The organism is Flindersiella endophytica (assembly GCF_054779015.1).
Map to the genome: position 1 here is coordinate 15360 of NZ_BAAGYY010000015.1, position 19693 is coordinate 35052.

Consider the following 19693-nt stretch of genomic DNA (forward strand, 5'->3'; position numbering starts at 1 on the left):
TTCTGGGAAAGGCCGCACCGATGGACTTCGCATTCGACAGCCGGACCGAACAGCTGCGCGAGCACCTGCTGGCGTTCATGGCCGAGCACGTCTATCCCGCCGAGCCCGTCTTCGAGGAGCAGGTCGCGTACCTCGACGATCCGTGGGATCGCCCGCCGGTGCTGGCCGAGCTCAAGGCGGAGGCACGTAGTCGCGGGCTGTGGAACCTCTTCCTTCCGGGAGACAATGGCGCCGGCCTGTCGAACCTGCAGTACGCTCCGCTCGCCGAGATCACCGGCCGGAGCCCGCACCTCGCGCCGGAAGCGCTCAACTGTGCCGCGCCCGACACCGGGAACATGGAGCTGCTGAACGAGTTCGGCACCCCGGAGCAGCGGGACCGCTGGCTGAAACCCTTGCTGGCAGGCGAGATCCGTTCGGCGTTCTGCATGACCGAGCCCGATGTGGCATCCTCCGACGCCACCAACATCGGCACACGGATCGAACGTGACGGTGGCGACTACGTCATCAACGGCCGCAAGTGGTGGTCGACGGGCGGGATGTCGCCGGCCTGCGAGATCCTCATCGTGATGGGCCGGACCGACCCCGACGCGCCCAAGCACCGGCAGCAGTCGATGATCCTCGTGCCACGCGACACGCCTGGTGTCAACATCAGGCGCGGGATGCGGGTGTTCGGCTATACCGACGGCCCGCATGGCGGGCATGCCGAGATCTGGTTCGACAACGTACGTGTTCCGGCGAGCAACCTGATCGGCGATCCCGGCAGCGGCTTCGCGATCGCCCAAGCCCGCCTGGGCCCTGGGCGGATCCACCACTGCATGCGCCTGATCGGCATGGCCGAACGCGGGCTGGAGCTGATGTGCCGGCGGACGCTGGCGCGGCAGGCGTTCGGCGGCCCGATCGCCGACCAGGGCGTCGTGCAGGAGTGGATCGCGGAGTCCCGGGTACACATCGAGCAGCTCCGGCTGCTCGTCCTCAAGACCGCCTGGCTGATGGACACCGTTGGAAACAAGGGCGCGCACACCGAGATCCAGGCCATCAAGATCGCGACGCCGCGCACTGTCGAGTGGATTCTGGACAAGGCGATCCAGGCGCACGGCGGTGGTGGCGTGTCGCAGGACTTCCCGCTCGCGAGCCTGTGGGCGGCGGCGCGCACGTTGCGCCTGGCCGACGGACCCGATGAGGTGCACCAGCGTTCGCTGGCCCGTAACGAGCTGAAGAAACACCGCCAGGGAAAGGGATGACCGTGGACGAAAGTGAGCTGGACCAGCGAATCACGGCGTTCCTGTCCGCGCATCCGCCGGAGACCACCGAACGGCTGGAGTTCCTGCGCGCCCGGTTCGACGCCGGGCTGGCCTGGGTGCACTATCCACCTGGCCTCGGCGGGCTCGGCGCCTCCCGTGCGCTGCAACCCCACGTAGACGCGCGGTTCGCCGCCGCCGGCGCGCCGACCAACCGGCCCGACCGGATCGCGATCGGGCTCGGCATGGCGGCGCCGACCGTCGCCACCCACGGCACGGACGAGCAGCGTAAGCGGTGGTTGCGTCCGCTGTGGACCGGCGAGGAGGTGTGGTGCCAGCTGTTCAGCGAGCCGGGCGCCGGCTCCGACCTCGCGGCCCTGGCGACCAGGGCAGTGCGCGACGGCGACGACGGTGACTGGATCGTCAACGGGCAGAAGGTGTGGACGTCGATCGCGCACGAGGCCAGCTGGGCGTTGCTGCCGGCCCGTACCGATCCCGATGTGCCCAAGCATCGCGGGCTGTCGTACTTCGTCCTCGACATGACGGCACCCGGAGTCGAGGTCCGGCCGCTGCGGCAGGCGACCGGCGAAGCCGAGTTCAACGAGGTCTTCCTCACCGACGTACGGATCCCTGACTCCCATCGGCTCGGCGAGGTCGGCGACGGCTGGCGGATCGCGCAGACCACGTTGATGAACGAACGGGTCGCGATCGGCGGCGGCGCACTGCCGCGCGAAGGCGGCATGATCGGCGTACTCGCCAACACGTGGCGGCAGCGCCGCGAGCTGCGGACGCCGGCGTTGCACGACCGGCTCCTGCAGCTGTGGGTGGCGGCCGAGGCCGCCCGGCTCACCGGCGAGCGGCTGCGCCGGCAGCTCGCCGCCAACCAGCCCGGTCCCGAGGGCTCGGCCACCAAGCTGGAGTTCGCCCGGCTGAACCAGGAGATCTCCAGCTTCGAACTCGACCTGCTCGGCGAGGAGGGCCTGCGTTACGACGACTGGTCGATGCGTCGTCCGTCGAGCGTCGACTTCACCGGCCGGGTCGCGAGCTATCGCTACCTCCGCGCCCGCGCGAACTCGATCGAGGGCGGCACGTCGGAGATCCTGCGAAACGTCATCGCCGAAAGGGTCCTCGGGCTGCCGCCCGACATCCGGGTCGACAAGGACCAGCCCTGGAAGGAGCTGCCGCGATGACCGGCTCCTCCCCCTCCACGCCCACAGATCACCTGCTCTACAGCGACGACGAGGACTACCTGAGGTCCGGCGTACGCACGTTGCTCGCCGAACGCAGCCCGCACAACACTGTGCTCGAGCGGATCGAGTCCGGCCAACCGTACGATCCGGAGCTCTGGAAGGCGCTGGCGACGGAGATCGGCGTTGCCGGGCTTGCGGTTCCCGAGCGGATCGGCGGTGCCGGCGCGTCGTGGCGAGAGCTGGCTGTGGCCGCCGAGGAGCTCGGCAGGTCGCTCGCGCCCACGCCGTTCCTCGGCAGCGCCGTGCTGGCGACGGCCGCGCTACTCTCCTGCGCCGACGAGTCCGTCGACGCCAACGACCTGCTCGAATGCTTTGCCACCCAAGGGGACGTCGGCGCGCTGGCCGTTCCCCTGACCACTCCGCCGTCGGCCGCCCTGCGTACGGAGGTGCGGGCGGACACGGTACACCGGTTGCACGGCTCGGTCACCACGGTGTCCGACGCGCTGTTCGCCGACATCCTGCTCGTGCCCGCGACTACCCCTACCGGACAGGCGTTGTACGCGGTCGCCACCACGGCGGCCGGCGTCTCCCGTACGCCCGTGGTCACGTTCGACCTGACCCGGCAGCTCGCCGATCTCACGCTGGACGGCGTGCCGGCCCTTCTGCTCGCAAGCGGCGATGCCGCCGCACAAGCGGTCAGGGCCGCCGTCACCGCGGGTGCGGCTGTGCTGGCTTCCGAGCAGCTGGGGATCGCCGAGTATTGCCTGGCGAGCACGGTCGCCTACGTCAAGCAGCGTTACCAGTTCGGCCGCGCGGTCGGCTCGTTCCAGGCCCCGAAGCACCGGCTGGCCGACCTGTGGGTCGGCGTCACCCAGGGCCGGGCCGTCGCCCGTTACGCAGCCGCGTGCCTGGCCGCGAACGACACCGACAGCGCGGTGGCGACCGCGATCGCCCAGTCGTACTGCTCGGAGCTGGCCGTCCGGGCCGCCGAGGACAGCATGCAACTGCACGGTGGGATCGGCTTCACCTGGGAGCATCCCGTCCACCTCTATCTCAAACGGGCCAAGGCCGACGCGCTGGCGTTCGGCCGGCCCGACCAGCACCGGGCGGCGCTGGCCCCGCTCGTCGACCTTCCCGCCACCTGATCCGACCGACAGGAGCCGACATGTCAACGCAGCAAGGCCGCGTGGCCGTCATCACGGGTGCCAGCCGCGGCATCGGCCTCGCCATCGCACAGGCACTGGTCGAACGCGGTGACCGGGTGTGCATCACCGCGCGCGGCGAGGACGCGCTGAAGGAAGCGGTCGAGCAGCTCGGTGGCCCCGCCCACGCGATCGGCGTCGCCGGCAAGGCGCACGACGCCACGCACCAAGCTGCCGCGATCGCCGCGACGCTGGAGGCGTTCGGCCGGATCGACTTCCTGGTCAACAACGCGGGCATCAACCCCGTCTACGGGCCGCTGGTCGAGCTGGACCTCGCGGCAGCGGCGAAGCTCCTCGAGGTCAACGTGCTCGCGACGCTCAGCTGGGTGCAGCAGACATGGAAGGCCTGGATGGGAGAGCGCGGCGGCGCGATCGTCAACGTGTCGTCGGTTGCAGGCATCCGGCCGGCGCAGGGAATCGGCTTCTACGGAACGACGAAGGCCGCGCTCATGCAGCTCACCCAGCAGCTGGCGGCCGAGCTCGCACCATCGGTCCGGGTCAACGCGGTCGCTCCGGCGGTGGTCAAGACGAAGTTCGCGACCGTGCTGTACGAAGGCAGGGAGGAACAGCTGTCGGCGTTGTATCCGCTGCGCCGGCTCGGCGTACCACGCGACATCGCGGGCGCGGTCGCGTTCCTCCTTTCGGAACAGGCGGCCTGGATGACCGGACAGACGCTGGTCATCGACGGTGGCATGACATTGGCGGGAGGAATCGAATGACTGCTTTGGGTGGGGCCGGCGTGGTGGTCACCGGCGCGGGCGCGGGTATCGGTGCGGCGCTCGCGCGCAAGCTGGCCGCTGAGGGCGCCTCGGTCGTGGTCAACGACCTGAACGAGGCCACGTGCCGGGCGGTGGCCGAGGAGATCGGTGGCTTCGCGGCCCCTGGCGACGCGGCTTCGGAGGATGGCGTCGCCGCCCTGGTCGCGACTGCGCGCTCGGCGCTCGGCGACATCGACATCTACTGCGCGAACGCCGGCATCGGCGACGGCAACTCCGAGCAGTCGCCGGACGAGGACTGGGAACGCACCTGGAACGTCAACGTGATGGCACACGTCCGGGCCGCGCGCCTCCTCCTGCCCGCCTGGCTCGAACGCGGACGCGGCCACTTCGTCCCTACCGTCTCGGGTGCGGGCATGCTGACCATGCTGGGCGCGGCGGCCTACTCCGTCACCAAGCACGGCGCGCTGGCGTTCGCCGAATGGCTGTCGGCGACCTACGGCGGCCGCGGCATCACCGTGCAGGCACTGTGCCCGCTGGGCGTACGCACCGACATGCTGCGCAGGACTGGCGAGATCGGCAAGCTGATCCTCGAACCGGACGCCATCGAACCGCAGGAGGTCGCCGACGTGACGGCGGCGGCGCTCGCCTCCGACGACGGCCGCCCGTTCCTGATCCTGCCGCACCCGGACGCGGCGCGGATGTATGCCGGCCGGGCCGCCGACACCGACCACTGGCTGGAGAAGATGCGTTACCTCCAAGCACAGTTGTGAGCCTGCCGCCATGCCTTCGCCATTGCTGCGCCAGCGACAGCTCCTAGCGTTGCCGGGTCGATAGATCCGGACAGGAGATGATTCTCATGCGCGACAGAGAGCTGTAAACGCACTTTCACTGCGACAGCGTGCCTGGCCCGGCGGAGGCGCGCCGCCAGGCCAGGCCGCACCAGACGGCGCAGGCGGTTCCGGCGGCCCCGCACAGCGCGACCGTGAGCGAGGGCGACAACCACTCCGCCAGCGATCCGGCCAGGAGCACACCAAGCCCTTGCGCGGTGGCAAGCCCGGCTGACGCGAGCCCGATCGCCTGGCCACGTTGGTGATCTGGAACCGCTCGCGTGAACTCCGCGATGGCGAGCATGACGTGCGACGACAACACTCCGCTGAGTGCCCACATCCCAACTGCCACGGGCAGGGCGGGGATCAGCGCGCTCAGGACCAACGGCACACCGGCCAGCGCCGCCAGCCCTCCGATCAGCCTGGGCCGGAGGTCCGGCCGCACCCAGCGGGTCAGCACGTACGCACCGATGCCCGCCCCGATCGGGTCGGCGGCCATCAGCAGGCCGACGGCGTACGATCCGGCGTGGAGTTGTTGTGCGTAGGGCGCGGCGATTCCTTCGGGCGCGATGTAGAAGCCGTACAGCCAGATCAGCCCGACCAGGCTGCGCAGCTTCGGGTCGCGGAAGATGAGCTGGGCTCCACGGGTCACCGACCAGCCGCCGGCTTCGTCGTCCGGAGCGACGGCCGGACGATGCTCGCCGACGCCCAGCCGGACGATTGTGACGGACAGAAGGAACGTCACCGCGTTCACGCCGAGCGCGACGTGCGGGCCGGCCAGGCCGACGAGCACGCCACCCAAGGCGAACCCCGCCACCTGCACGATGCTGTCGGTCGTGGTGACGATGCCCATGCCGACGACGTACTTGTCGCCGCTCAGCACGTTGGGCAGGGCGGCGTTCCTGGCCGCGCTGTACAGCGGCTGCAGCGAAACCGAGCAGATCAGCAACCCGCCGAGGACGGCAAGCGGCACCTGCGGAACGGCCATCAGCGCGACCAGCAGAGCCCGGGTCGAGTCGACCGCGACCAGGATCGTCCGGCGTGGCCAGCGGTCGGCAAGGCCCGACAGCAACGGCGCGCTGAGGAGCGGCGGCAGGAACGTGAGGGCGTAGGTCAGCGCGGTCAACAGCGTCGAGGAGGTCCGGTCGAACACCAGGATCGCGACGGCGACCCGGGCCAGCTGGTCGCCGGCCCGGGACTGCGCGTGGGCGATCCAGAGCGCGCGGAACTCCTTGACGGCAAGCACCTCGCGGAAACTGGCGCGCTCTGCTTCTGGCTCGGTGATGTCGGCCTCCTGCCTGGCTTGGGATTCCCAAGCCAAGCAGGGAACGCTGGCGTACGGATGGCGCCGGCACAGGCACGGCTGTTAGCGATCGAGGAGTGCCCGCGCGATCGCCTTGTCCGGTTCGCTGTGCCAGCTGGTGGCCTCGTTCTCGATGTCCCAGAGGGCGTTCTGCAGGATGCGGGCGAGGGTCCAGCCGGTCGCGCGCTGCCGGTCCAGCCCGAGCGTGCCGGTCATCAGGTCGAAGCGGCGATGGACGGCACGCGGGACGTTGCCGGTCGCAGTGACATCGTCCCAGCGGTTGTGCAGTGCGGCAAGCAGTTCGAAGCCCGGGTCGCCGGCCAGCGGCTTGGGGTCGATCGCGAGCCACGGCCCCCGTTCGTCCGGCGAGGCCAGGACGTTGAGGAAGTGCAGATCCCAGTGCAGGAGGCGATCCCCGGCCTCGGCAACCAGCTCTTGCGTGGCGCGGGCGCACGTCGTGAGCATCCGGCGTTCTGCCGGGTCGGCGACCTTCGGCAGGAGGCGGGGCGCTCGTTCGAGCATCTCGGCGGCCACGCCGTCGAGCCGCCGCAGCTCGTGCGGAGCGCGTACGGCCGACAGCTTGGCCAGCAGCTGGGCGATGACCTCCAGGGCCCGCAGGTCGTCCTCGACGGTGGCGAGGGTACGCGGGTGCAGGCGTTCGAGCAGCATGGCGCCCGAGGGTTTGTCGTGCCGCAGCAGGCGGACGGCGCCGTCGCCGTTCCAGGTCCGCAACGCCAGCGGCTCGCCGAGCGTCTCGTCGTCGACCGGCTGCAGCTTGAGCACCGCCGGCGTACCGTCGGCGCACGTGACGGGGACGATGACCGCCACGCAGCCACAGGTCGGCTCACCGTCAAGCCGTAGTTGCCAGCGATCCAGCAGTTCCGCCGCCAGGTGGGGCAGCGCGCGGATCCAGGCGGTGCCTTCGCCGCCGAAGTACGTCGTGTGGGTTTCGAGCAGGGTCGAGGGGACGTCGATGCGCATGGCTTTCTCCGTTGTCGCGAGGCTGGCAGGCTGATTGCGACGCGGAAGCCAGAGCGCGTCAGGCAGGCTGCGGTGGTGGCCTATGCGGCCGTCGGCACCGGCAGGTGCGCCGTGCGGTGAGTGGGCACGGCACGCGTGGACACGTCGGGAACTACCGCGTCAACGCGTGCCCGGCTGACCGGGTTGGGCCGTCAGCCGGCCCGAAGTGTCACTGGACATGTGGCCAACCTACCACCGGTGCGGCTCAGTCCTCGGGATCGCCGAGCAGGCGGAGGTCCGGCGCCACGATGCTCGTCGTCTCCAGCAGCTCGTAGATCAGGTTGTGGTTGAGCGCGTTGCCGGCCGGCTCGCCGACCTCCTCCAGCGTGAGCCCCTTGACGCCGGCCCTGGAGAGGCGGGCGCGCACGGCGCCGACGACGTTCGCGGCCTTGTGGGGGTTCCAGCCGCGCTGGCCGGGGAGCTCGTTGAGCTCGGATGCGACGGCGTTCCAGGACTGCGGCTGCGGATAGCGCTCCTGCCGCAGGTAGCGCTGCGCGAGAGCGGTCAGCACCATCCGCTCGACCTCGTTCAACGGCCAGATCCGGCGCGAGACGGTCTCCTGGTCGGGCTCGGCGCCGGCGTTGTCGCCGCCCGTGCCGACGATGCGTACCTCCAGCAGGTGTTCGCGACGCTGCTCGCTGCGGATGAACAGCGGGCTGTAGCCGACCGCGAGCGGCGACTCGCCTCCGGTCAGCAGGAGGTTCTGGCCGGGCAGCTGGATCGGCAACTTGCCGTCGTTGCGGATCCACCACTCCTGCCCGTCACACACCAGGCGGCCGTGGCAGCGGCTGACGTGCGGGTCCTTGGCGCCGACGCAGACGTGGACGTCTGGTTCGTTACGCCCGAACAGGACCTCGAAGTCTCTGCGCGGCGGCGCGCTGATGCCGCCACGCGAGCCGAGTACGAAGATGGCGCCGGTCGGCGCGGGCGGCTGGCCGGGCGGCCCTGGCGGCACGCCTCCGGCCAGGCTCCCCAACGTCGCAGGCAGCAGCTCCACACGGAAGACCATGAGTAAAGGATCCGTCACCCGATCGGAAGCTGTCCAATCGACCCCGGGCTAACGTTCGGATAGTGGACCGAGGACGGGCTTGACGTCGACGATCGGCGTGCGGTCGAGTGCTTCGAGGTTACGGACGCGTATGCGCAGGTCGTCGACCGCCACGATCTCGACACGGTGCAAGCCGATCGGGTTCGGCCGGTCGGGTGAACGTGTGCTGAACACCCCTGTCTCCGGCCGGTTCTGGTCGTCGCGCGGGTGGACCAGCAGGACGTCGCGGGCCGCGCGGTCCAGCCAGGTCAGCAAGATTACTTCCTCGCCCGGACGCAGGTCGCGCAGGGCGTCGCGGACGGCGGGATCGAACACCAGCCAGGCTTCCGGCGTGCCCTCGTCGCCCTGCTTGGGCGCGTCCGCTCGATCTCTGAGCGGCGACTCGACCCAGCCGATCGGCCGGACGCTGTAGGTCTGTCCGGGCTCATCCATCGTCGCGGTGCTCGTTGTCGTCGCGGTTCGGTTGGTTCCAGGGGGCGTTGGCCCACGGATCGTAGTCGATCAGGAGCTCCTCCTGGGGCGGGCGCTCGGCTTCTGGTACGTGCTGCAGGTTGATCCGGATGCGGTACCAGATCGAGCTCGAGCCACGCATGCCGTCGACCAGGATGTCGGCGGGCTCGAGGTGGTGCACGATGCTCGCGTACTTGGCCTTCCAGGTCTCGAGCGCCTCCAGCGACTCGGGCTTGGTCTTGGACCTCGCGATCTCGATGAGCGGCATCGTGGACTGGCGGCGGCCCTGGCCCTTCGGCGGCTTCTCGGCCGGACCGAGACGTTTGGCCAAGTCCAGCAGGGGTTCCAGCGATCCGCCGCTGGTCTCGATGCCCTGCCAGGGATCGCCCTGGCTCTCGAACCGCTGTCGTACGGCGTGGATGGTGAACGTCTCGGGGCGGCAGCCTGCCACCTCGTCCCAGCCGAGCGGCGTGGACACGCGCGCGTCCTGGGTGGGGCGGACGGAGTAGGCGGACACGACCGTACGATCCTTGGCGTTCTGGTTGAAGTCGACGAAGACGCCCTGGCGTTCTTCCTTCCACCACTTGCTGGTGGCGATGTCGGGCGCGCGGTTCTCGACCTCGCGGGCGACGGTCTCGGCGGCCAGCCTGACGTCGCGGTAGGACCACTGCGGATCGATCCGCGCGTAGATGTGGAACCCGCGCGATCCCGAGGTCTTGGGCCAGGCGGTCAGCCCGTGATCCTCCAGGACGCCCTTGGCCACCTGGGCGACGTCAAGAATCTGTTTCCAGTCGACGCCCGGCACCGGGTCGAGGTCGATGCGCAACTCGTCGGGATGGTCGAGGTCTTCCGCGCGTACGGGATGCGGATTGAGGTCGACACAACCAAGATTGACCACCCAGGCGAGCGTCGCCTCGTCACGTACGACAGTCTCGGCGGCCGACCGCCCGGAGGCGTAGTGCAACTCGGCGACCTCGATCCAGTCGGGGCGTTTCTCGGGCGCGCGCTTCTGCCAGATCGCCTCCTGATCGATGCCCTTGACGAACCGCTTCAACACCATCGGCCGCCCGACGACGCCGCGCAGCGCCCCCTCGGCGACGGCGAGGTAGTAGTGCACCAGGTCGAGCTTGCTGACCCCGGCCTGCGGGAACACCACCCTGTCAGGATTGGTGATCGTCACCTCACGCCCGGCCACCTCGAGTATCTGCGACTTCGCCATGCCCACACGATAAGTCGTACCCACTCGCCACAGCCGGACCACGCCCGTTTTATGGCGGTTCAGCGGCGAGTACGTTTGCTCATTCGATCTCGTCGAGCATTCGTTCGAAAGCCTCGCAGCTCACTATCGGAATGCCGTAGCCACGGGCCTGCCGCGCCTTACCGGACAGGCTGTCCGGGTCAGCGGACACCACCAGCCGCACCTGCCGGGTGACGCTCCTGTGCGTACGCAAACCGGCGTCATAGGCTCGCTGCTCCCAGATGTCGCGCGGAACGTCCATCTGTCCCGTGAACACCACCAGGTCGTTGCGCCGGAGGGCGAACCGTCCCCAGCTCGGGTCCTCGCGGGAGACCGAGCGAGCCTGGGCGGCTTCCGCCGCGTTCAGCGCTGCTTCGGAGTCGTCGCGCGACAAACCGAGCAACTCCGACACCAGAGTCAGATCGCGCTCCTCTTCCGCGGTGACGACACCATCCATCCATGCGGCGGTGGCAAGCTCGGCGATGTAGTTGCGGTGCAGACCGTCGAGAATCGTTCGATCCAGCCCTACGGTCGTGGCGACCTCGACCAGCGTGTCGGCCTCGGTCGCGGAGATGTGACGGTCGAGGAGGGCGCGGTCAAGCAGCGCGAGATACGTATCCGCCTGCGGAGGCTGCGGCACCCTGGGAAGCCGATCGACGATCCGAGCGAGAAAGTGCCGGTCGCGGATCGCGGACACACCACGTCTCACACACTCGACCGGGCTGGAGGCCTGGGGCGGCCACACACTATTGGCGGCAGCGTGCAGCAGCCGGACCCACGGCTCCGGCCTGCCGGCCTTACGTACGAACTGGCTGAGCAGCTTCGCTGCCGACCGGGCGTCGGACAACGCGTCATGGTGGCCGTCCATAGCCACGCCCGCGGTCTCACAACACCCGACCAGCGAGCGTGGCGCGCCCGGCAGATAGGTCGCCGCGAGCTCCATGGTGCAAAGGCCGGAACCGAGTTCCAACGGAAGCACCAGACCGTGAGCAGCGAACTCCGCTCGCAGGAAGCCCAGATCGAACCGCAAGTTGTGCGCGACGATCACGCGGTTGGCGAGCAATCCCGCAAGCCAGCCCGCGACTTGACCAAATGTCGGTGCGTGCCGTACGTCAGCGGCCCGGATGGCGTGAATAGCTTGAGGTCCCAGGTCTCGGCGTGGGTTTACCAAGGTCGACCACTCACCAGTGATCTCACCTTCTCGTGAAAGCAACACCACGCCGACCTCGGCGATACGGTCGTGCCAACTCGGCCGTAACCCCGTCGTTTCCACGTCGACGACGGCGTAGCCCTCGGAAGGCTGAGCGCTCATAGCGGCCACTCCCCGTTGTCCGCTTCGAGCAGCATCGACGCCCACTTGCTCGGCAGTCGCCGTGGCGACCCCAGACGCTCGACGAGGTACGGCCGAGCGGCGCGGGTCTGCTCGATGTCTCGCCAGACCATCGCGATCCTTCCCATGACCCGGGCGGCCAGCAAAGCCTCCGAGGTCGCCAGAGTCCGGGCCGTGCGGTCGATACGGAAGAACTCCGCCAGCCTGCCAATCGTTGCCGGCACCGGCTCGGGTAGCCGGTAGGTCCAAGCCAGCGGTTCGAGTCGGCGGCCGCGGCTCTCCGCTTCGGCTTCGACGGCGGCCTCACAGCGCTGCCGCCAGGCCAGCATCTCCTCCACCGCCTCGGAAAGCCGCACGACGACAGGACCGAAGTGCGACGATGGGCTAACCTCAGCCGCGTCCCAGAGTCGTTCGACGACGCGTCGTACGGCCGGAACGCTCTCCGAGATCAGCGCTCGCCGTCCGATGAGGCCCAGCACCTGGCGTGCTTCGTCTCGGTCTTTGTAGGTCCGTTCGAGCGAGTAGCTCCAAGCCCCGACCGACTCACCCTTGTCGTCGACATGCCAGATGGCCAGGCCTTCGTCGTGGTCGTCCTCGCCGATCGCCAGGACGACATGACCCCGGACAAGTGGCGAGGTGCTCTCGAATTCCGCGTTCTCCATGTACCCCTCCCCCAGCACGCCGATAGCGCACTCTCGCCCGTATGGGACGCAGTTGGAGGAGGACGGTTACGCGGTGGGGGCTCAGTCGTCGAGAGGGTGGAGGTCGGTTGGGGTGAGGAGCCAGTGGAAGCCGTACTTCGGGGAGGCTGCGCGGTCGATGCGATCGGGCGCGAAGTATTCGGCGATCAGGCTGAGCAGGCGCTCGTTGAACTCGACCACGCGCTCGTACGGGACGCGGCCGCCGTGTTCGCCGGAGGCCTGGACGAACGTCGGGCCGAACATGCCGGCGGCGGCGTCGGCGTAGGCCTGCTGGTAGTCGTAGACGGTACGGCCGGGGAGGGTGGTGTGGTCGGCGCTCGCGGGCGGGCGGGTCGCGAGGTAGTCGGCGGCGCTCGGAGTGCGCGCCCAGCGGCCGTCGAGCTCCTGGACGCGGCCGGTCCCGGCGAGCTTGGTGAGGTACCACAGCACTCGAGCGTCGGTGACCTGCAGCTCCTCCGACAGCTGGGTCAGCGTCTTCGGTGCGTAGAGCAAACGAACGATGTCGCGCGGAAGCGAGGAGTCCTGCCAGGCCGTCGCCTGCTGCCCTTGGTCGGTCATGGCGATGACCATATGGGCCGGCGCCGACAGGGGTTAGCGTTGTGCACGTGAGCGCTTCGCAACGCCGCCGCCGTGGACCGGGATCGGGATGGGGATGGCTCGCGGGTGTGCTCGTGGCGGCTGCCGTTCTGGGCGGCGGGTGCACGGGCGACGGCACCGAGCTCCGGGAGCCGGCGGCGCCGCCGCTGTCGCCTACGACTGGTGGGCCGGCCGCCGCCTGGCGGACGCTGGCGCCGTCGCATACCGAACGTACGGAGGTCGCCACGGCGGCGGATGGGACGCGGATCTACGTCGCCGGAGGGTACGTCCGCGACGGCGGTACGGTCGCCACCGTCGAGGTCTTCTACACGGCGACCGGGCGCTGGACGGATGGCCCGGCGCTGCCGGTCGCCGTCAACCACGCGATGGCGGCACGCGTCGGCGGTGCAGTGCACGTCGTCGGCGGCTTTCGCGGCGACGGCAATGTCAGCGACGCCGTGTTCCGGCTCGAGTCCTCCGGCACCGGCTGGCGACGCGTCGCCGCGCTGCCGGAAGGACGGGCGGCGGGCACTGCCGTCGCGGCCGGCGGCAAGCTCTACGTCGCCGGCGGCATCGGGCCGAATCGTAAGCTCGCACAGCGCATGCTGGTCTACGATCCGAAGGCCGACGCCTGGTCGACCGCGCCTGGACCGCCGACACCGCGCGAGCACCTCGGTGGCGCCGCGGTCGACGGCCGCGTCTACACAGTCGGCGGGCGGGTGGCCTTCCCCGGGACGCTGGGCGCCTTCGAGGCCTACGATCCGCGCACCGGCGAGTGGACCAAGCTTCCCGACCTCCCCACCCCACGCGGCGGCCTGGCGGCGACGGCCACCTGCAACGGCCTCCTCGTGGCAGTGGGCGGCGAAGCCAAGGCCGGCACGTTCGCCGAGGCCGAAGTCTTCAACGTACGAACGGGTTCCTGGCACGCCCTACCCGACCTGCCGACCCCGCGCCACGGCCTCGGCGTGGTCGCCGTCGGCACCGTCGTCCACGCCCTGTCCGGCGGTCCGCAACCCGGCCTCCACGTCGCCAACACCACCGAGGCCATCGATCTAGCCGGCGCGGGGAAGTGCTAGATCACGCGCAACGTGACACCGTCAGCGCCCCGAAACGCCGGCATTGCTCCGACAACGCTCCTCGCGTCGTCGGGACGGCGCCGGGCGAGGTCGGTGACGCGCCGGCCCGTGTGGTCGAACGGCGGAGGGATATGCCCGCCGACTCGACCGGCCGGACGCCGCAGCTACGTCCGGACCGCCAGAAGCTGGCCGCTCCTTCGTGGAAGTCCACGGAGTCGAGGAGCGCATAAGGCCCAGGATCAGTAGAAGTGCCGCAACTGCGGCCAGAGCGTCGCCCATGGCGAGGTGGTTCCACTGCAGAGCGAGATCTCCGCGCCCTGCTCCTGATTCTCCACACCCACACCGTTGTCGACCCGGGCGACGGTTTGGCAGCCGGTGAAAAACGGGCCGACCGGGCCGCTTTCCCGTTGCCGCACCAGCAGGACCGGGCCGTCCGCGGACGCTGGTGGCGGGCCCCAGTCGGCGTAGCTCATGTGGCCGGAATACGGCGTCGGCAGGTCGTGGGCCGGGCCGAAGTGTTCGATCGCGGCTGCTTGGCCGTAGTTCTGGGTGAAGATGACCGCGCGCGAGCGTTCGTCGGCTGGGATGCGTGACCACCCCGCGGCGACCGCCGTTACCAGCTCCGGCCAGCCCACCTGTTCGCCCTGTTCCGGATTCACGTCAGTGATCGAGTTCAACGACCTCAGCGGCAGCACCGGCAACGCGATCACCGCGGACATAGCGAACGAGAGTACGAAAACCACCGCCCCCACAGCGATCCGCAAGGTCCGACGCCCGCGCCGGAACCACCTCGCCAGCGGTACGCAACCCGCCGCCAGCGCCAGGATGAGCAACGGCAACGCGTAGTAGGGCTTGCCGCCGACCACCAGCACAACCACGCACAGCAAGGGATACGCCAGCCCGAACACCCGCGCGAACCGAGCCGACGGCGCGCGCCACAGATGAACGAGCCCGGCAATCCACACCGGAACGAGGAGCGGCGAGAGGAACACGATCTGCTGCGGCACGAACCCGATCCGGTTCTCCAGACCATCGTCCGCGCTGATGCCCCCGGCGACGGTGAACTGCGGCCAGTCGTTGGCCGCCTGCCACACGAGGTTCGGCGCGACGATCACCGCGCATACAGCCACGCCCGCCGCCAGCCACCACGTTCGCAAGACCCCGCGCGGCCCCAGCGTCAGCAAGGAAACCACGAGCACCACGACCAGGAGCCCCACGAGGTACTTGTTCAGCACGCCGACGCCAACCGCGGCTCCGATGGCGAGCCACCAGCGCGGATCCCGCGTACGAAGCAGCCGCAAGGCCAGCCACGAGATCAGCAGCCACAGCAGCATGTCGAACGAAGCGGTCGCCACCAGGTGGCCGATGGTCACGACGAATCCCGCCGCCACCAGGCAGACCGCGGCGAGTGTCTGCGCCAGCCGCCCACCGCCGAGCTCGCGCGCGATCAGCGCCACCAGCACGATCATCAGCGCGAAGCACAACGTCGCCACGACCCGCAGTCCCACCGGGCTGTCACCGAACACCAACGTGCTCAGCCGCGCCAGCAGCGGCGTCAGTGGAGGCTGGTCGACGTAGCCCCAGTCCGGCCGCGAACCGGCAGCGATGAAGTACAGCTCGTCCCGGTGAAAGCCGTACCGGTTCGACAACGCCGTCAGCAATCCCGCGAAGCCGACGACGACAACGCCGACCGGCACGATCGCGAACGGCGCAAGGGCAACGGCCGAGGTCTGTTCCGGTTCGCCGGACGCCCGCTCGGGCAGCGCAACGCTCACACCGCGAATCCTGCCAGCCAACCGCGGGTAGGACAGCCCTTTCAGCCGACGGGGTCTTGGTGGCCAGAGCCAATCTGGCCACCAAGGCACCTCCCCGGTCAGGCCTCACAGGTGCTGGGTGAGGTTGATCGTGTTTCCGTCCGGGTCGGAGATGTGCGCGACCCGATGTCCCCACGGCATGTCCTTGGCCTTGCCGTGCACCTTCCCGCCCGCTGCCTTCACCCGCGACAGCAGCTCGTCGACGTTCTCGACGAACACGGCCAGCAAACCCCGGCCCGGTTCGGCGCCCTTCCTGCCGGCGACCACGGTCAGGCTCGCCCCGCCGAACCGCAGCGTTACGAAGAACGGTCCCTTCGCCCCCGGCACCCGCAGCTCCTCCTCGGCGCCGAACAGCTCGGCGTAGAAAGAGGTCAACCCTTCGACGTCTTGCGTGGTCAGGATCGGCTGAACGGCGAACGTGCTCATTCCGCGACCTCCTCGGCAGCGAGCGGAACCTCTCCGCCGGTCTTGCTGTACCCGAACGCTTCGACGATCTGCCCGTCTCGTACACGCATCAGGTTCACGCCGCGCACGTAGTCCGCGGGACCGTCGCCGTAGCGGTAGCGCCAGCGGATCGTCGCGCGGTCGCCCAGAACGACGATCTCCTCGTCCTCGAACTGCGTGCCGCGGTCCTCGGCCAGCGCCCGCCAGAACGTCAGGCACTCCTCGCGGCCCTCGGTTCGGGCGCCGTCGGGCGCGGGCTGGATCGCCTCCATCACGCAGTCCTCGGCGATCAGGTCGTCGAGCGCGGAGGGGTCGTGGTCGACGAACGCGCGGTTGAACCGCTCGATGATCTCGGTCGTCGTGCGCTCTGGCGTGGTGGCCTCGGTCATGTCAATACTCCTTCTAGATAGAACGGTCGATCTACTCAGGAACTATATAGACCGGTTGATCTATCCGCAACCCCGTGGCACGCTGTTCGCATGGAACCCCGCGCCACCAGCCGCCCGCGTGAACGGCTGCTCGCCGCCGCCAAGGACCTGACATACCGCCACGGAGTCGGTGTGGGCGTCGACGCCATCCTCAAGGAGGCGAACGTCGCGCGGCGATCGCTCTACGAGCACTTCGGCGGCAAGGACGGGCTGATCACCGAGGTCCTGCGGCTGACCACGGAAGAGGACGAGGCGCTCTTCCACCAGACGATGGACGCCGCCGGCGACGATCCCCGTACCCGCCTGCTGGCGATCTTCGACCTGCTCGGCACCGTCATCCAGGGCCCCGACTTCCGCGGCTGCCGCTACCTCTCAGTCGATCTCGCCCTGACCGATCCCGGCCATCCCGCCCACGCGGTTACGCACGAATACCGCGAACACGTCCACAAGCTCCTCGAGGACGAACTCGTCAAGCTCGGCCACCCACAGCCGGCATCCGCCGCCGACCAGCTCCTGCTCCTCATCGACGGGACGCTCGCGGCCGGCGTGACGAGGCCCGGCATCGAACCCGCCCGCCTGGCGCGGCAACTGGCCGACCAGACCATCAGCGCGGCTGTCGACCCGGCTGCTTCCGAGCCTCTGCTCACCTGACGTACCTGACCTACCCGACTTACCTGGCCACCCGGTACGACACGTGCGTCACCGTCGGCGAGTTGACCACGTGCGCGATCTCCAGCTCGGTCCGTCCCGGCATCGAGCCGTCGAACAGCTTCGTTCCGCCGCCCAACAGCAACGGCGCGACGTGCAGCTGAAACTCGTCGACGACCCCCGCCGCGAGGCACTGCCGCACCACGTCGGCGCCACCCGAGATACGAACGTCCTTCTCCCCCGCCGCCGCCCGCGCCTGCGACAACGCGCTGTCCAACCCGTCGGTCACGAAGTAGAACGTCGTCCCGCCCGGCCGCACCCACGGCTCCCGCGCCCGGCTCGTCACCACGTACACAGGCGCGCGAAACGGCGCGTCCTCCGGCCAGTTCGCCTCGCCCTCGTCGAACATCCGCCGCCCCATGACGAACGCGCCGCACCGCGCGGTCGCCTCGGCGACCACGTCGTTGTCCGGTCCGGTGGCACCCTTGCCCTTGAGTCCCAGGTTCTGGACGAACGCCTCTGTCTTGTAGACCCAGCGATGGATCAGCGGCCCGCCATCGCCCAGCGGGTTGGTCGTTCCGGCGTTCGGACCGGCGATGAAACCGTCCACCGAGACGCCGAGATCCGCGATCACCTTGGTCATGTCGAACACTCCTTCTGTGTCGTAAGGAAACCCGCCGCCTGCTGCGACGTCCTTCAGCAGCTACGTCGGAGCAGGCGGTGGGTTCTCGACATGACCCCGAGAGAATCAGCGCGCGACCGGCCCTGGCAGCGCATAGAGATAGTCGCCCACCCATCGGATCCTGTCGTGCACCGCGCCGGACGGACGCTCTGGAACGAAGTTCGCGGCGTCGTCGGTGCTGCCGCTTCCGTCGTAGGCCGCCCGCAAGGGGTACGGGAACACCGGCCGCGTCCGCACCACAGCACCCGACGCGTCACGTCCGCGCGCCACCACGCGGGCCGGCGCCGTTCCTCGTTCGACCCAGGCCACCAGTTCCGGGAACGGGTCGAACTCCGTCAGCCCGGAACCGTCACCGCAGTGGTAGACCGACGGCACCATGAACGTTCGCGCCCACTGCTGAGTCGCACGCAAGCCGCCGTTGCGGTCGGCGAGCCGCTGGTAGTAGTCGAGCGTTCCCTCCGGCGGAATCGCGGAGTCCGCCCAGCCATGCCAGATGACGAGTTTTCCGCCGGCCCGCCGGAACTCCCGCAGGTCGAGGCTCAGCGAGTTCGCCCGTACGCCCTCCGGCGTCAGCCGATGGAACTCCCGCGCGGTGAACTCGAAGTCCGCCAGCGAAGAATGCGGTGTCCCGATCGGATATCCGATGTATCGCAGGGCGTTGTCGGCCAGCTCTGCGCCGAACGCACCGAGCACAGGGTCGGGTATCACCCAGCCGGCCCACGCCAGCTCGGAACCGTAGGCCTGCCCACCCGGATACAGCCGCCTGCCGGCGGGATCGGCCGGCCCTGCGTACAACTTGCGTACGGCCACGGTCTGCGCGGCTGTCAGGCACGACGGCTGGTCGGTGCCGGCCGGGCACCGGATGCTCGCCGGGTCGAACCGGCACGAACGCGGATCCTCCAGCTGGTTGTCCACCAGGCCGTCCAGCCCGTCGCACGCAGCCATCACAGCCGCATGGAGGACCGGTAGCTTCGCGATGGTGAGGATCGGATCGCCGTCGGCGGCGGTGTTCGACCGTACGTTCCAGGCCAGCGACACGGCGAGGGGGTAGATGAACGCGCCCGGTGCGCCGGCGATGATGCCGTCGAAGTCGTGCGGATAACGCTGCGCCAGCAGGAGCCCCTCCCGTCCGCCGTTGGAGCAGCCGGAGAAGTACGAAGTGCGCGGCTGAGCGCCGTAGTAGGTCGCGATGATGCGCTTCGCCGCTTTCGACAGCACATGCGGTGCACGGAACTGCCAGTCGTTCCGGGCCGCCTGGTTGTCAGCGGCCCAGCTGGCATCGACCGGCGGGAACGGATTGTCGCTGGTGTGCCCGTCGTCTGTCACCGCGACGGCGACGTCGCCGCCGTTCGGAATGCCGCAGTCGGCGAACGGTGCGGGGAAGAACATCCCGCAGAAGCCGCCGCAACCGTATTGCAGGTAACGGCCTTGGTAGGTCTCGGTCGGCAGGCGCAGCTGAAATCCGACAGCCGGCTCGATCACACCACGCACGTCACAGTGGGCGGGTTCGGCTCCGGCTGGAACGACCGTCGCCGAGGTGACGCGGGTCGCGGCGCCTGGAATGTCGAACGTACGGACCAGATCGGCGCACTGGCGTACGGGCAGGATCGCCGACGACCGGGCGCCGGTGACCGTGGCCGAGGCGCCGGGCACAAGTCCGATCACCAATGCCAGCACGGCGAACGTAACCAGAGCCATGCCACGTCTGGGACGAAAAGTGCTGAGTCGCTTCATGTTTTCCCCTCCCTGAGCGTCGGCAA

The 19693-nt window shown here is 69.3% G+C and carries 20 protein-coding genes; 7 read left to right on the plus strand and 13 right to left on the minus strand.

The genetic code is table 11. The features are described 5' to 3' along the window. Window positions 1-20 precede the first annotated feature (20 nt). Genes ACYVF6_RS15665 through ACYVF6_RS15685 form a run of 5 tightly spaced genes read left to right on the plus strand, consistent with a single transcriptional unit; the run spans window position 21 to window position 5119 of the window. A complete protein-coding gene (locus ACYVF6_RS15665; protein WP_460521738.1) occupies window positions 21-1241 on the plus strand; it encodes an acyl-CoA dehydrogenase family protein in 1221 nt (406 codons plus the stop codon). Further along, window positions 1238-2428: an acyl-CoA dehydrogenase family protein gene (locus ACYVF6_RS15670; RefSeq protein WP_460521740.1), complete on the plus strand. Its 1191-nt coding sequence runs from the start codon at window positions 1238-1240 to the stop codon at window positions 2426-2428. Before ACYVF6_RS15665 ends, ACYVF6_RS15670 begins: the two co-directional genes overlap by 4 nt. Beyond that, complete coding sequence (locus tag ACYVF6_RS15675) at window positions 2425-3573, plus strand: acyl-CoA dehydrogenase family protein (RefSeq protein WP_460521742.1); 1149 nt, start codon at window positions 2425-2427, stop codon at window positions 3571-3573. The genes ACYVF6_RS15670 and ACYVF6_RS15675 overlap by 4 nt, the downstream gene beginning before the upstream one ends. Window positions 3574-3593: 20 nt before the next feature. Beyond that, window positions 3594-4349 carry an SDR family oxidoreductase gene (locus tag ACYVF6_RS15680; protein ID WP_460521744.1) on the plus strand — a complete coding sequence of 252 codons (756 nt, stop codon included), beginning with the start codon at window positions 3594-3596 and terminating at the stop codon, window positions 4347-4349. Next, window positions 4346-5119 carry an SDR family NAD(P)-dependent oxidoreductase gene (locus tag ACYVF6_RS15685; RefSeq protein ID WP_460521746.1) on the plus strand — a complete coding sequence of 258 codons (774 nt, stop codon included), beginning with the start codon at window positions 4346-4348 and terminating at the stop codon, window positions 5117-5119. Before ACYVF6_RS15680 ends, ACYVF6_RS15685 begins: the two co-directional genes overlap by 4 nt. Before the next feature lie 115 nt (window positions 5120-5234). Here the strand turns inward: ACYVF6_RS15685 and ACYVF6_RS15690 are convergent, their stop codons facing one another. The 8 genes from ACYVF6_RS15690 to ACYVF6_RS15725 all read right to left on the minus strand — a co-directional run bounded on the left by ACYVF6_RS15690 (window position 5235) and on the right by ACYVF6_RS15725 (window position 12823). Beyond that, the gene (locus ACYVF6_RS15690; protein ID WP_460521748.1) at window positions 5235-6497 is read right to left on the minus strand and encodes an MFS transporter; all 1263 of its coding nucleotides are present in this window, start codon (window positions 6495-6497) and stop codon (window positions 5235-5237) included. Between the two features lie 45 nt (window positions 6498-6542). Then, on the minus strand, window positions 6543-7460 hold the full coding sequence (locus tag ACYVF6_RS15695) for an aminoglycoside phosphotransferase family protein (protein WP_460521750.1): 918 nt from the start codon (window positions 7458-7460) through the stop codon (window positions 6543-6545). Between the two features lie 244 nt (window positions 7461-7704). Beyond that, a complete protein-coding gene (locus ACYVF6_RS15700) occupies window positions 7705-8508 on the minus strand; it encodes an FHA domain-containing protein (RefSeq protein ID WP_460521752.1) in 804 nt (267 codons plus the stop codon). A gap of 48 nt (window positions 8509-8556) precedes the next feature. Then, window positions 8557-8979 (minus strand): SAM-dependent methyltransferase, encoded by a 423-nt coding sequence (tsaA, locus tag ACYVF6_RS15705; protein ID WP_460521754.1) that lies wholly within the window; start codon window positions 8977-8979, stop codon window positions 8557-8559. Next, window positions 8972-10216 (minus strand): non-homologous end-joining DNA ligase, encoded by a 1245-nt coding sequence (ligD, locus tag ACYVF6_RS15710; protein ID WP_460521756.1) that lies wholly within the window; start codon window positions 10214-10216, stop codon window positions 8972-8974. The genes tsaA and ligD overlap by 8 nt, the downstream gene beginning before the upstream one ends. A 79-nt stretch (window positions 10217-10295) precedes the next feature. Further along, window positions 10296-11546, minus strand: coding sequence for an exonuclease domain-containing protein (locus ACYVF6_RS15715; protein WP_460521758.1), 1251 nt, complete (start codon window positions 11544-11546; stop codon window positions 10296-10298). After that, entirely contained in the window at window positions 11543-12226 is a 684-nt protein-coding gene (locus ACYVF6_RS15720) for a DUF6218 family protein (protein ID WP_460521760.1), read from the minus strand. The genes ACYVF6_RS15715 and ACYVF6_RS15720 overlap by 4 nt, the downstream gene beginning before the upstream one ends. Before the next feature lie 81 nt (window positions 12227-12307). After that, complete coding sequence (locus ACYVF6_RS15725) at window positions 12308-12823, minus strand: hypothetical protein (RefSeq protein ID WP_460521762.1); 516 nt, start codon at window positions 12821-12823, stop codon at window positions 12308-12310. A 47-nt stretch (window positions 12824-12870) separates the two neighbouring features. Here ACYVF6_RS15725 and ACYVF6_RS15730 point away from each other — a divergent pair, with 47 nt between their 5' ends. Beyond that, window positions 12871-13917: a Kelch repeat-containing protein gene (locus ACYVF6_RS15730; RefSeq protein WP_460521764.1), complete on the plus strand. Its 1047-nt coding sequence runs from the start codon at window positions 12871-12873 to the stop codon at window positions 13915-13917. A 239-nt stretch (window positions 13918-14156) separates the two neighbouring features. Here the strand turns inward: ACYVF6_RS15730 and ACYVF6_RS15735 are convergent, their stop codons facing one another. The 3 genes from ACYVF6_RS15735 to ACYVF6_RS15745 all read right to left on the minus strand — a co-directional run bounded on the left by ACYVF6_RS15735 (window position 14157) and on the right by ACYVF6_RS15745 (window position 16564). Continuing rightward, window positions 14157-15692: a glycosyltransferase family 39 protein gene (locus tag ACYVF6_RS15735; RefSeq protein WP_460521766.1), complete on the minus strand. Its 1536-nt coding sequence runs from the start codon at window positions 15690-15692 to the stop codon at window positions 14157-14159. A gap of 105 nt (window positions 15693-15797) precedes the next feature. Then, window positions 15798-16157: a VOC family protein gene (locus ACYVF6_RS15740; RefSeq protein ID WP_460521768.1), complete on the minus strand. Its 360-nt coding sequence runs from the start codon at window positions 16155-16157 to the stop codon at window positions 15798-15800. Further along, window positions 16154-16564, minus strand: a complete 411-nt coding sequence (locus tag ACYVF6_RS15745; RefSeq protein ID WP_460521770.1) for a nuclear transport factor 2 family protein — start codon at window positions 16562-16564, stop codon at window positions 16154-16156. The genes ACYVF6_RS15740 and ACYVF6_RS15745 overlap by 4 nt, the downstream gene beginning before the upstream one ends. A gap of 90 nt (window positions 16565-16654) precedes the next feature. Between ACYVF6_RS15745 and ACYVF6_RS15750 the strand changes: the two genes are divergently transcribed. Beyond that, complete coding sequence (locus ACYVF6_RS15750; protein ID WP_460521771.1) at window positions 16655-17254, plus strand: TetR/AcrR family transcriptional regulator; 600 nt, start codon at window positions 16655-16657, stop codon at window positions 17252-17254. 19 nt (window positions 17255-17273) lie between these two features. Here ACYVF6_RS15750 and ACYVF6_RS15755 read toward each other — a convergent pair whose 3' ends face one another. Together ACYVF6_RS15755 and ACYVF6_RS15760 are read right to left on the minus strand one after the other, a co-directional pair. Then, on the minus strand, window positions 17274-17894 hold the full coding sequence (locus ACYVF6_RS15755) for a dihydrofolate reductase family protein (RefSeq protein WP_460521772.1): 621 nt from the start codon (window positions 17892-17894) through the stop codon (window positions 17274-17276). Window positions 17895-17999: 105 nt separating this feature from the next. Further along, window positions 18000-19667 (minus strand): alpha/beta hydrolase family protein, encoded by a 1668-nt coding sequence (locus ACYVF6_RS15760; RefSeq protein WP_460521774.1) that lies wholly within the window; start codon window positions 19665-19667, stop codon window positions 18000-18002. Window positions 19668-19693: the final 26 nt, after the last annotated feature.